Source organism: Streptomyces nidicola, assembly GCF_050106155.1.
Classification (GTDB): Bacteria; Actinomycetota; Actinomycetes; order Streptomycetales; family Streptomycetaceae; genus Streptomyces.
The window spans coordinates 4,004,981-4,016,832 of the sequence record NZ_JBNBPI010000001.1 but is presented as its reverse complement, the minus strand read 5'-3'; the positions used below and the strand labels follow the sequence as shown (position 1 = coordinate 4,016,832).

The following is an 11,852-nucleotide window of genomic DNA, read 5'->3' as shown; positions in this document are numbered from 1 at the left end:
CAGCGCACTTTCGCCACCGTACGGGCATGCTTCGAACGCGTCGGGGCAGGGGGTTCCGACGTCACCGGAGAGATCGCCGAAAGGGCGTTTGCGGTGCTCGGGGGACATTCCCGGAACGGAAGGCGAAGCAGGTCGTGTCAGTGCAGAACACCATTCATGTCGACGGAGAGTGGCGCGGGGCCGCAGCAGGGGCCACGCGCGAGATCCTCGACCCTGCGGATGCCAAGCCGTTCGCCGTGATCGCCGAGGGCGGCACCGAGGACGCGGACGCCGCGATCGCCGCCGCCCGCAAGGCCTTCGACGAGGGCCCCTGGCCGACGACGCCCGTCGCCGAGCGCGCCGCGCTGCTGCGCCGCGTCGCCGACCTCCTCGTACGGGACCGGGAGAAGATCGGCCTCCTGGAGAGCCGGGACGCGGGCAAGACCGTCGAGGAGGGCCGCGTCGACGTCGACTGCGTCGCCGACGCCTTCCGCTACTTCGCCGACCTCGTCATCGGTGAGGGTGCGGGCCGCGTCGTCGACGCCGGATCCGACGACATCCACAGCGTCGTCGTGCACGAGCCCGTCGGCGTCTGCTCCATGATCACGCCCTGGAACTACCCGCTCCTCCAGGCGAGTTGGAAGATCGCCCCGGCGCTCGCCGCGGGCAACACCTTCGTCATCAAGCCGAGCGAGATCACTCCGCTGACGACGGTCGTGCTCGTCGAGCTACTGATCGAGGCCGGGCTGCCGCAGGGCGTCGCCAACATCGTGACCGGCCCCGGCGCCACCGTCGGCGCCCGCTTCGCCGACCACCCCGACGTCGACCTCGTCTCCTTCACCGGCGGCCTGGTCAGCGGCACCAAGGTGGCCCAGGCCGCCGCGGCCGGCGTCAAGAAGGTCGCCCTCGAGCTCGGCGGCAAGAACCCGAACGTCGTCTTCGCCGACGCGTGCGAGAGCGACGAGGACTTCGACACCGCCGTCGACCAGGCGCTCAACGCCGCCTTCATCCACAGCGGCCAGGTCTGCTCCGCCGGCGCCCGCCTCATCATCGAGGAGTCGGTGCGCGAGCGCTTCGTCGCCGAACTCACCCGCCGCGCCGAGAAGATCCGCCTCGGCCGCGGCACCGAGGACGGCGTCGAGTGCGGCCCGCTCGTCAGCGAGCCCCAGCGCGCCAAGACCGAGGACTACGTCGCCTCCGCGCTCGCCGAGGGCGCCGTGCTGCGCTGCGGCGGCAAGCGCCCCGAGGCCTCCGAGGTGCGGCCCGCCACCGGCTACTTCTACGAGCCGACCGTCCTCGACCAGTGCCACCGCGAGATGCGCGTCGTCCGCGAGGAGACCTTCGGGCCGATCCTCACCGTCGAGACGTTCCGCACCGAGGACGAGGCCGTCGAGCTCGCCAACGACACCGAGTACGGCCTCGCGGGCGGCGTGTGGACCACCGACGCGGGCCGCGCGCGCCGCATGGCAGGGCGGATGCGCCACGGCACCATCTGGATCAACGACTTCCACCCCTACCTGCCGCAGGCCGAGTGGGGCGGCTTCGGGAAGAGCGGCGTCGGCCGCGAGCTGGGCCCCGCCGGGCTCGCCGAGTACCGCGAGAGCAAGCACGTGTACCAGAACCTGGCGCCGAAGCCTGTTCGCTGGTTCGCGGGCTGACGTCGTCGTTTCCTTGGGCATCGCGCCCGTATACGTAGGCCTCGTGCAACGTCTCGGGGCGCTGCCCCGGACCCCGCGCCTCAATCGCCGGCGGGGCTGGATTTCTTGGAGTTGAGCAGAGCAATGTCTGAAGACACCTACGACTACGTCATCGTCGGTGGCGGCACCGCGGGATCGGTGATCGCCTCCCGACTCACCGAGAACCCGGATGTCACCGTCGCCGTCATCGAGGGCGGCCCCAGCGACATCGACCGCGACGACGTGCTGACGCTGCGCCGCTGGCTCGGCCTGCTCGGCGGCGACCTCGACTACGGCTACACCACCACCGAGCAGCCGCGCGGCAACTCGCACATCCTGCACAGCCGCGCCAAGGTGCTGGGCGGCTGCTCGTCGCACAACACGCTCATCTCGTTCAAGCCGCTGCCCGGCGACTGGGACGAGTGGGCGGCCGCGGGTGCCGAGGGCTGGGACCACAAGGCGATGGACCCGTACTTCTCCAAGCTGCGCAACAACATCGTGCCGGTGGACGCCAAGGACCGGAACGCGATCGCGAGCGACTTCGTCGAGGCCGCGCAGTCCGCGACGGGCGTGCCGCGCGTCGAGGGCTTCAACAAGGGCCCGTTCAAGGACGGCGTCGGCTTCTTCGACCTGGCGTACCACCCCGACAACAACAAGCGGTCCTCCGCGTCGGTGGCGTACCTGCACCCGCACATGGAGGCCGGTGACCGCCCCAACCTGACGCTCCTCCTTGAGACGTGGGCGTACAAGCTGGAGTTCGACTCCTCGGACGAGGGGCTGACCGCGCGCGGCGTGCGCGTGCGCGGCAAGGACGGCGTGGAGAAGCTCATATCCGCGCGCACCGAGGTCCTCGTGTGCGCCGGCGCCGTCGACACGCCGCGCCTGCTGATGCACTCCGGCATCGGCCCGAAGGCCGACCTGGAGGCCCTCGGCATCCCGGTCCTGCACGACCTGCCGGGCGTGGGCGAGAACCTGCTCGACCACCCGGAGTCGGTCATCGTCTGGGAGACGAACGGGCCGATTCCCGAGAACAGCGCCATGGACTCCGACGCGGGCCTGTTCATCCAGCGGGACCCCGAGGCCGCGGGCCCGGACCTGATGTTCCACTTCTACCAAATCCCGTTCACGGACAACCCGGAGCGCCTCGGCTACGAGCAGCCGGAGCACGGGGTGTCCATGACGCCGAACATCCCCAAGCCGAAGAGCCGCGGCCGTGTCTACCTGACCAGCGCGGACCCCGAGGTCAAGCCCGCCCTCGACTTCCGTTACTTCACGGACGAGGACGACTACGACGGCAAGACCCTCGTTGACGGCATCAAGATCGCCCGCGAGATCGCCAAGACCGAGCCGCTGGCCGGCTGGCTCAAGCGCGAGGTCTGCCCCGGTCCCGACATCACGGACGACGAGGCGCTCAGCGAGTACGCGCGCAAGGTCGCGCACACCGTCTACCACCCCGCGGGAACTTGCCGCATCGGTGCTGCGGACGACGAACTCGCCGTGGTAGACCCCCAGTTGAAGGTCCGCGGGCTGAATTCCATCCGTATCGCCGACGCGTCCGTCTTCCCGACGATGCCCGCGGTGAACCCGATGATCGGGGTGCTCATGGTCGGGGAGAAGTGCGCCGAACTGCTGGGTGGTGATGCGTGATGAGCGCGACCATGTCCTCCGCTTCCTCCGCGGGCGCCGGTGAGCGGACCGATTCCGGGTCCGAGTCCGTGTTCGCCGTACGCAATCTGTGGAAGGTCTTCGGGCCGAAGGCCGAACGCGTGCCTGGCCAGACCGAGTTGGCGGATCTGAGCGCCGCCGAACTGCGGGCGAAGACCGGCTGCACGGCTGCCGTTCGTGATGTGTCGTTCGACGTGAAGCGGGGCGAGGTCTTCGTTGTCATGGGCCTGTCGGGCTCCGGCAAGTCGACCCTCGTACGCTGTCTGACCAGGCTCATCGAGCCGACGTCCGGGAAGCTGGAGATCGACGGCGAGGACGTCCTGGGCATGGACAAGTCCCGCCTGCGCGAGCTGCGCCGGCACCGCGCGGCCATGGTGTTCCAGCACTTCGGCCTCCTGCCGCACCGCACGGTCCTCGACAACGTCGCGTACGGCCTGGAGATCCAGGGCGTGGGCCGCGCCGAGCGCCGCGCGAAGGCGATGGAGGTCGTCGCGAAGGTCGGCCTCGACGGCCTGGAGCAGCGCCGCCCCGGCCAGCTCTCCGGCGGCCAGCAGCAGCGGGTGGGGTTGGCGCGCGCGCTGGCAGTGGATCCGGAAGTCCTCCTCTTCGACGAGCCGTTCAGCGCGCTCGACCCGCTGATCCGGCGCGACATGCAGGAGGAGGTCGTGCGCCTGCACCGCGAGGAGGGGCGCACGATGGTCTTCATCACGCACGACCTCCAGGAGGCGCTGCGCCTCGGTGACCGCATCGCCCTGATGCGCGACGGCAAGGTCGTCCAGCTCGGCACGCCCGAGGAGATCGTGGGCGCGCCCGCGGACGACTACGTCCGCGAGTTCGTGCGCGACGTGCCGCGCGAGCAGGTCATGACCGTACGCAGGGCCATGCGGCCCGCGGATGCGGACGAGGCCGACCGAGGTCCTTCGATCGCGGCGGACGCGACGGTGTCGGAGGCGATCGAGGCGGTTGCTTCCAGCGGGTTCGCGGTGCGGGTGGTCGAGGCGGGTGAGTGTGTCGGCGTCGTCGACCATGAGTGCCTGCTCGGAGTGGTTGCCGGTGTGAGTGCCGACTCGGGAGCCGCTCCCACGCCGCGGGGCTCTGCCCCGGACCCCGCGCCTCAATCGCCGGCGGGGCTTGATTCGGCTCAATCGCCGCAGGGGCTTGATTTGCCTGCGGAAGAGCTTGATGAGGCGAGCCCGGCGCAGGGCGATGTCAGCGACGACGCCGACCCCGCCTTGGGCAATCTGCCGCCTGGGGCGGCAGGGTGGGCAAGGCGGCCCACGGCGCAGGGCGCCGATGAGGAGGCCTCGGCCACGGGTGACCGGAAGACCGACGGCACGGAGGCCGACTGATGGCTGCTGCCGCAACGGCTGTTTCGGCCACAAGTACCGCTGAGCGGCCTCGCCCCCTGTGGCGCAACCGCGCCCTGGGCAAGATCGTCCTGCTCGCTGTCATCGCCGCGGTCCTCATCCCGCTGGCCCACGCCAAGTGGTCCAGCGGCACCTGGCCGCACGACCTCACCGTCGACCTCACCGAACCGCTCGGCAAGGCCACGGACTGGATCATCGACAACCGGGACAGCCACCCGCTGTTCCTGTACTTCTTCGGCTACATCAGCAACGCCGTCGTCCTCTCCGTGCGCGCCGTCTACCTGGTGCTGCTCGCGGCCGGCTGGGCCGGCGTCACCGCCGCGGTCGGGTTGATCGCCTGGCGCGTCGCCGGCTGGCGCATCGCCGCCTTCAGCGCGATCGCGCTCCTGGCATGCGGTGTCCTCGGTATGTGGGTGCCCACCATGCAGACGCTCGCGCTCATGGTGATCGCCGTGCTCATCTCGGTGATCGTCGGCGCCCTGCTCGGCCTCGCCGCGGGCCTGAGCGACACCATGTACCGGGGCCTGCGCCCGGTCCTCGACACCATGCAGGCGCTGCCCGCGTACGCGTATCTGCTCCCGGTCGTCCTCGTCTTCGGCATGGGCGTCCCGGCCGCCGTGCTCGCCACGGTCGTCTACGCCGCCCCGCCGATGGCCCGCCTCACCGCGCTCGGCCTGCGCTCCGTGGACGGCGGCGTGATGGAGGCCGTCACCTCGCTCGGCGCCACGGCCCGCCAGCGCCTGCTGAGCGCGCGCCTGCCGCTGGCCCGCAAGGAACTCCTCCTCGGCCTCAACCAGACGATCATGATGGCGCTCTCCATGGTCGTCATCGCGTCCGTGATCGGCGCGGGCGGCCTCGGTGACCGCGTCTACCAGGCGCTCGCCTCGGTCGACGTCGGCGCCGCGCTCGCGGCCGGCATCCCGATCGTGCTGCTCGCCGTCGTCCTCGACCGGGTCACGGCCGCGGCGGGGGCGCGGATGGGCGCGCACGACTCGGCCCCGGCCCCGTGGAAGTGGGGCGTGGTCGCGCTCGGCACCGTGGTGGTCGCGCTGGCGGCCCGTTTCATGGACCGCCTCGACTGGCCCGACTCGTGGGTCGTCACCATCGCGACGCCCGTCAACGACGCCGTCGACTGGATGACGGACCACCTCTACACCGGCGTCCCGTACATCGGCGGCACCGCCGACTGGGCCGCGCACTTCACCACGGGGGTCCTCAACCCGGTGCGCGACGGTCTCACCTGGCTGCCCTGGTGGTCGGTGCTGCTGATCGTCGCCGCGCTCGCGTGGCTGATCGGCACCTGGCGCACCGCGCTCACCGCGGTCCTCGCGATGGCCGCGATCGGCGCACTCGGCGTATGGAAGCCGTCGCTCGACACGCTCTCGCAGGTCATCGCGGCGGTACTGGTCACGCTGGTCCTCGGCGTCGCGATCGGCATCTGGGCCGCCCGCAGCGAACGTATCGAGAAGATCCTCCGCCCCGTCCTGGACGTCTTCCAGACGATGCCGCAGTTCGTGTACCTGATCCCGGTCGTCGCCCTCTTCGGCGTCGGCCGCGCCCCGGCGGTCGCCGCGGCCGTCGTCTACGCGCTCCCCGCCGTCGTACGCATCACGACGCAGGGTCTACGACAGGTGGACCCGGCCGCGATGGAGGCGTCCCGCTCGATGGGCGCGACCACGTGGCAGCAGCTGCGCCAGGTCCAACTCCCGCTCGCGCGACCGGCGTTGCTGCTCGCGGTCAACCAGGGCGTGGTCCTGGTCCTCGCCGTCGTCATCATCGGCGGCCTGGTCGGCGGTGGCGCACTCGGCTACGACGTGGTCTTCGGCCTCGCGCAAGGTGACTTGGCCACCGGCCTGGTCGCGGGCGCCGCGATCGTCTGCCTCGGCCTGATGCTGGACCGGGTGACGCAGCCGACGGGACGCCGTACCGGCGCAGGAAAGGACGCGTGACATGCGACGAACGCGCAGGACACTCACAGCAGTCGCGGGAGCGGCCATCCTCCTCACGGCGACCGGCTGCGGCGCGGCGGACATGACGAAGCAGTCGTCCCCCTTCGCCAACGCGCAGGGCGCCAAGACGGTGACCCTCTCGGTCCAGTCCTGGGTCGGCGCGCAGGCCAACGTGGCGGTCGCCCAGTACCTCCTGGAGCACGAACTCGGCTACCGCGTCGACACCGTGCAGGTCGACGAGGTCCCCGCGTGGGACGCCCTCAGCCAGGGCCGCGTCGACGCGATCCTGGAGGACTGGGGCCACCCCGACCAGGTGCAGCGCTACGTCAAGGACAAGAAGACGATCGTGAACGGTGGCGGCCTCGGCGTCACGGGACACATCGGCTGGTTCGTCCCGACGTACTTCGCGAAGCAGCACCCGGACGTCACCAACTGGAAGAACCTCAACAAGTACGCCGACCAGTTGAAGACGGCGGAGAGCGGCGGCAAGGGCCAACTCCTCGACGGCTCCCCGTCGTACGTCACGAACGACAAGGCCCTGGTCAAGAACCTGAAGCTCGACTACCAAGTCGTCTTCGCGGGTTCCGAGGCCGCCCAGATCACGCAGATGAAGCAGTTCGCCAAGGCGAAGAAGCCCTTCCTCTCGTACTGGTACACCCCGCAGTGGCTCACGAAGCAGGTGCCGATGACGGAGGTGAAGCTGCCCAAGTACAAGGAGGGCTGCGACGCCGACCCGAAGAAGATCACCTGCGCCTACCCGACGACGCCGCTCCAGAAGTACCTCAACTCGGGCTTCGCCAAGAACGGCGGCGAGGCGGCCGAGCTCCTGAAGAACTTCAAGTGGACGACGGACGACCAGAACGAGGTCTCCCTCCTGATCGCCGACAAGAAGCTCACGCCGGAGGCAGCCGCGAAGAAGTGGGTCGACACCCACCGCTCGACGTGGAAGGAATGGCTCCCGAAGAAGTAGCCGACGCCTACCGGCACTCCCGGCACAGCCCGCCCGGCAGTGCCTCGGGCCGCCCCGGTCGCCCGCAGTCGGTGCACTCCATGAGTGCCCGGCGCGCGGGGGCCGGGGCCGCTGCGTGTCGGGCCCTCTCGGGCGGCAACTTGTCACGCAGCCGGGACGCGACGAACGCGCGCGCCGAGTGGACGACGCCGGGCAGCCCCGCGGTCATGGCCTGCGTGAAAATCTGCGGGTCGGGCTCGCGCGCCAGCCACTCGGCGGCGGCCGCTTCGAGCGTCGCGCAGTCGGTTGCGGAGAGCGTCAACCTGGGGTCACGCAGCCCCAGTTGCGCGAGACGCCGATAGGCATCGGAGCGGGCGGGAGCCTGCGGGATACCGGCCGCCTCCGGCTCGGGGACGTCACCGACGAGAAACCGGGCCCACCATTCGTCGCTCCGTGCGGTGCGCGACCAGTACGTGTGGAACACCCACCGGGTCGTACCGCCCTCGGCACCGATATCGGACAGCCGCCGTACGCGCCGCAGATGCCCGGCGGCGGACAGCTCGTTGAGCGCGGAGCGGACGGCCGCCTGCCCGTACAGGGGCTGGGCCTTCGCGAGCGTCTTCGCGTCCATGGCGGCGTGCTCGGGGAGCGCGTCGATGAACCCGGCGAGGTAGCGGGCGCGTAGGGGGAGATGCGCGAAGGAGTCGCGCCGCAGGGGCCCTTGATCGGGGGCGCCGCGTTTCCCGTACCCGGGGTTGGCCATGGGGTGTGCGGGGGAGGGCAGGGCGGAGATAGGGTTTTGCGTAGCCACGGGATCGCCTCTATCGGTCTTGCGGTCAGACCCCGGGGCGAGTGTTCGCAGCACTCGACCGGGGTCGTTTGTTGTCGCGAACGCTAGAGGGTGGCGACGGTGCGTGGCAAGCCGGTCGCGGAAAGTCATGTGTGCTGGCAGTGGCGGGAGTTGAGGGCGGGGAGGGAGGGTGGGTCGAGACCCATCCACCCATTCCCTATAAGCGCCGCTCGGGTTTCGCGGCTCGAAGCTCAGGCGGTCCGGGCGTGCGCCAGGAAGGCGTCCCAGGCGGACGCGGCGGTGGTGAACGTGGGCCCTTGGGGGCCGAGCTTCGAGTCACGGATGTGGATGTGGGTGGGGGTGGCGGCGACCTCTAGGCAGTTTCCACCCTGATCGTCGCTGTAACTGGACTTGATCCACGTCAGGTTGGCGTTCACGCTTCCTGCGCCACCTTTCTGATGAACTCGGCCGAATCCTCGGGGCTGAGGGCATGCATTCGGATCATGTCATGGGCCCGGGAGAGGGCACTGACCTTGCTCGGATCGGCGTACAGGGTGCTGGTTTCCGGCGCTTCCACGTACGCGTAGTGCTCGTGGTCGGCCGTCTCCAGAAGCACGACGGCGCCACGCAGGGCGACACCGTTGGCCCTCCCGAAGGGCAGCACTTGAACGCGCACGTTACGCAACTCGCCCACGTTCAGTAGGTGTTGAGCCTGCCGCTCCATCACGTCGGGCCCACCCGTCAACGTCCGCAGCGCTGCCTCGAACATCACGAAGCTGAACATGACGCCCGTACGCGTGGTCAACGCCTGCTGCCGCTTGAGGCGTCCGGCCACTCGTTCCTCGACGGTCTCGTCGTCGAGCGGTGGGCAGCTCGCGCTGATCAGGGCGTGTGCGTAATCCGGGGTCTGTAGCAGCCCAGGGATGAGCAGCGGCTCGTACGAGCTGAAGGCGATCGCGTCCTTCTCCAGCGCGAGGAACTCCTGCGACCGCTCGGGGTGCGCCTCCGGCTTCAGATACTCCTGCGCGGCGACGATCTTCCCGCCCGCGCCGCACAGTTGATCAGCGATCTGAAGCAGCCGCAGAGTCGGCTTACGGCGCCCGTTCTCCATGGACTTCACGTACTCGAGGCCGTACCCTGCCTCCTCGGCCAGCGCCTCACGCGCCACGCCCGCCTCGGTGCGCCACAGCTTGATCTGGCTGCCGCAGTACCGCCACGCGTTCGACTCGGTGGACATCGGCACCCACACCTTCACCAGAGAACACGTCGGGTACAACTACCCGTTGTACCCGGGTCGTTACTCCCGAGGTTACGCGCCGACGGCGAGCGTGGGGCCATGCGAACGACGCCCCGGCCCACAGCACTGCCCCAGGACATCGAGTGGCGCATGCCGCGTCACGCGAGGAGCGTGGGCCGAGCCCGCCGACTGTTCCGCGAACAGGCGACGTCCTGGGCGCTGCCGCCCGAGGCCACGGACACGGCGGAGCTGCTCCTCAGCGAACTGATGACCAACGCCTACCGGCACGCCAAGTCCCCCGCGGGGCGGGAGATCTGGGCCCGCGCGATCCTGACCGCGGACCACCTCCGCGTACAGGTCACGGACGCCGGCGACACCCTGCCCACCCCACGCACGCCGTCGCTGGAGGACGAGTCGGGACGCGGCCTGACCCTGCTGGCGCTGCTAGCGGATGCGTGGGGCGCGGAGGAGCGAAAGGTGGGAGTGGGAAAGGTGGTGTGGTTCGAACTGGCGCTGAGACTGGGACTGTGACTCAGCGCAACCCCTCCGCGATCTCCCGCACCGCCCCCATCGCCCTCCGCTGCAACCCCGGGCCGAAGGTGATCCGGGTGGCGCCCAGTTCGCCCCACTCGCGTGGGGACGGGCCGCCGGGAGGGGCGCCCACGTTGATCGGGCCCTCGATGGCCGCACGCAAGCGCGGGACGGCGTCCGCCGGTGCGCCGATCGGGTAGACGCAGTCCGCGCCTGCGGCGATGTACAGGCGGGCGCGTTCCACCGCCTCGGCGATAGGGTCCGCGGCGCCGCGGATGAAGGTGTCGATGCGGGCGTTGAGGACGACGCGGTCGGACGCCGCCGCGCGGACCTCGGCCAGCCAATCCGCCTGTGTGTGCGGGTCGTTGAGGGTGCCGTCCGGGCCCGAGTCCTCCAGGTTGCAGCCCACGGCGCCCGTTTCCAGGAGGCGTTCCACCAGTTCCTTCGGGGCGATCCCGTAGCCGGCCTCGATGTCCGCCGACACCGGCACCGACACCGCGCGCACGATCCGGCGGACCGCCGCGAACATCTCGTCCGCCGGGGTCTGCCCGTCCTCGTAGCCGAGGGACGCGGCGACTCCGGCGGACGGTGTCGCCAGCGCCGGGAAACCCGTTTCCTCGAAGACGCGGGCGCTCGCCGCGTCCCACGGGCCGGGGAGGACGAGCGGGTCGCCGGGGGAGCGGTCGTGGTGCAGGGCGCGGAACGTATCGGCGGCGCTCGGACTCACCATGCGGGGCCTCCAGGCTCGATGCGCCGGCTCACCATCAGCCGGTTCCAGTTGTTGATGACCACGATCGAGGCGATCAAGTGGGCGAGTTCCTGTTCCGGAAAGTGCTGCGCCGCTGCCTCGTACGCCTCGTCCGGGACGTAGCCGTCCGTCAGGAGCGTAATCGCGTCGGTGAGCGCGAGGGCAGCCCTTTCCCGGTCGTTGAAGACCGGGCCCGCCTCGCGCCATGAGTTCAGGAGGGCGATGCGGTGTGCGGTCTCGCCGTTCGTGCGCAGCGCGATGTCCACGTGCATGTCCAGGCAGAACGCGCACGCGTTGAGCTGCGAGGCCCTGATCGCCACCAGTTCCGCGAGGACCGGGTCGCCGAGGCCCTTCTTGGCGGCGGCGCTCAGCGCCTGCATCGCCGTCCGGACCCCGGCGTCCAACTGCCTTGTACGAACCGTCACTTGAAGTCGCCCGGCGTGTAGTGGCCCGGCGACTGGCGGGTCGAGACGCCGAAGCGGTTCCACGCGTTGATGACCGTGATCGCGGCGATCAACTGGGCCAGTTCCTGCTCGTCGTAGACCTTCGCCGCCTTCTCGTAGACCTCGTCCGGCACGAAGCCGTCGGTGAGGACCGTGATCGCCTCGGTCAGTTCGAGGGCCGCGATCTCCTTCTCCGTGTAGAAGTGCTGCGACTCCTCCCACGCGCTGAGCTGGATGATCCGCTCCACGCTCTCGCCCGCCGCCAGGGCGTCCTTGGTGTGCATGTCGAGGCAGAGGGCGCAGCGGTTGATCTGCGAGGCGCGGATTTTTACCAGTTCGGCGATCTTGGGGTCCACGCCCGCGCGGGCGGCCGCGTCCAGCTTGATCATCGCCTTGAAGACCTCGGGGGCCTGGCGGGACCAGTCGAGGCGGGGGGTGTGCTCGTGCATGTACGGGGCGTTCGTGGACGGGGCGTTATCGGTGCTGTTCTCGTTGTTCGTCATGCTTCGAGCCTACGA

Annotated in this window: 12 protein-coding genes; 6 read left to right on the top strand and 6 right to left on the bottom strand. The window is 70.0% G+C overall.

Features of this window, described 5'->3' with window-relative positions:
- Nucleotides 1-134 precede the first annotated feature (134 nt).
- From ACOKM3_RS18170 to ACOKM3_RS18150, 5 genes are all read left to right on the top strand, one after another.
- Nucleotides 135-1,637, top strand: coding sequence for an aldehyde dehydrogenase family protein (locus ACOKM3_RS18170; RefSeq protein ID WP_426901746.1), 1,503 nt, complete (start codon nt 135-137; stop codon nt 1,635-1,637).
- Nucleotides 1,638-1,760: 123 nt separating this feature from the next.
- Nucleotides 1,761-3,302: a GMC family oxidoreductase gene (locus ACOKM3_RS18165; protein ID WP_426901744.1), complete on the top strand. Its 1,542-nt coding sequence runs from the start codon at nt 1,761-1,763 to the stop codon at nt 3,300-3,302.
- Between the two features lie 11 nt (nt 3,303-3,313).
- Complete coding sequence (locus tag ACOKM3_RS18160) at nt 3,314-4,669, top strand: quaternary amine ABC transporter ATP-binding protein (protein ID WP_426906822.1); 1,356 nt, start codon at nt 3,314-3,316, stop codon at nt 4,667-4,669.
- Nucleotides 4,669-6,636 (top strand): ABC transporter permease, encoded by a 1,968-nt coding sequence (locus tag ACOKM3_RS18155; protein ID WP_426901743.1) that lies wholly within the window; start codon nt 4,669-4,671, stop codon nt 6,634-6,636. Before ACOKM3_RS18160 ends, ACOKM3_RS18155 begins: the two co-directional genes overlap by 1 nt.
- A 1-nt stretch (nt 6,637) precedes the next feature.
- On the top strand, nt 6,638-7,606 hold the full coding sequence (locus ACOKM3_RS18150; RefSeq protein WP_426901741.1) for an ABC transporter substrate-binding protein: 969 nt from the start codon (nt 6,638-6,640) through the stop codon (nt 7,604-7,606).
- Between the two features lie 7 nt (nt 7,607-7,613).
- Here ACOKM3_RS18150 and ACOKM3_RS18145 read toward each other — a convergent pair whose 3' ends face one another.
- From ACOKM3_RS18145 to ACOKM3_RS18135, 3 genes are all read right to left on the bottom strand, one after another.
- Nucleotides 7,614-8,396, bottom strand: coding sequence for a hypothetical protein (locus tag ACOKM3_RS18145; RefSeq protein WP_426901739.1), 783 nt, complete (start codon nt 8,394-8,396; stop codon nt 7,614-7,616).
- 230 nt (nt 8,397-8,626) lie between these two features.
- A complete protein-coding gene (locus ACOKM3_RS18140; RefSeq protein ID WP_426901737.1) occupies nt 8,627-8,812 on the bottom strand; it encodes a DUF397 domain-containing protein in 186 nt (61 codons plus the stop codon).
- Nucleotides 8,809-9,612 carry a helix-turn-helix domain-containing protein gene (locus ACOKM3_RS18135; RefSeq protein WP_426901736.1) on the bottom strand — a complete coding sequence of 268 codons (804 nt, stop codon included), beginning with the start codon at nt 9,610-9,612 and terminating at the stop codon, nt 8,809-8,811. The genes ACOKM3_RS18140 and ACOKM3_RS18135 overlap by 4 nt, the downstream gene beginning before the upstream one ends.
- A 99-nt stretch (nt 9,613-9,711) precedes the next feature.
- Between ACOKM3_RS18135 and ACOKM3_RS18130 the strand changes: the two genes are divergently transcribed.
- Complete coding sequence (locus ACOKM3_RS18130) at nt 9,712-10,143, top strand: ATP-binding protein (protein WP_426901734.1); 432 nt, start codon at nt 9,712-9,714, stop codon at nt 10,141-10,143.
- A gap of 1 nt (nt 10,144) precedes the next feature.
- Here the strand turns inward: ACOKM3_RS18130 and ACOKM3_RS18125 are convergent, their stop codons facing one another.
- From ACOKM3_RS18125 to ACOKM3_RS18115, 3 genes are read right to left on the bottom strand one after another with little or no spacing between them, the layout of a single operon-like run.
- The gene (locus tag ACOKM3_RS18125; protein ID WP_426901732.1) at nt 10,145-10,873 is read right to left on the bottom strand and encodes an isocitrate lyase/PEP mutase family protein; all 729 of its coding nucleotides are present in this window, start codon (nt 10,871-10,873) and stop codon (nt 10,145-10,147) included.
- The gene (locus ACOKM3_RS18120; protein WP_426901730.1) at nt 10,867-11,316 is read right to left on the bottom strand and encodes a carboxymuconolactone decarboxylase family protein; all 450 of its coding nucleotides are present in this window, start codon (nt 11,314-11,316) and stop codon (nt 10,867-10,869) included. The genes ACOKM3_RS18125 and ACOKM3_RS18120 overlap by 7 nt, the downstream gene beginning before the upstream one ends.
- Nucleotides 11,313-11,837, bottom strand: coding sequence for a carboxymuconolactone decarboxylase family protein (locus ACOKM3_RS18115; protein ID WP_426901728.1), 525 nt, complete (start codon nt 11,835-11,837; stop codon nt 11,313-11,315). Before ACOKM3_RS18115 ends, ACOKM3_RS18120 begins: the two co-directional genes overlap by 4 nt.
- Between the last annotated feature and the right edge of the window lie 15 nt (nt 11,838-11,852).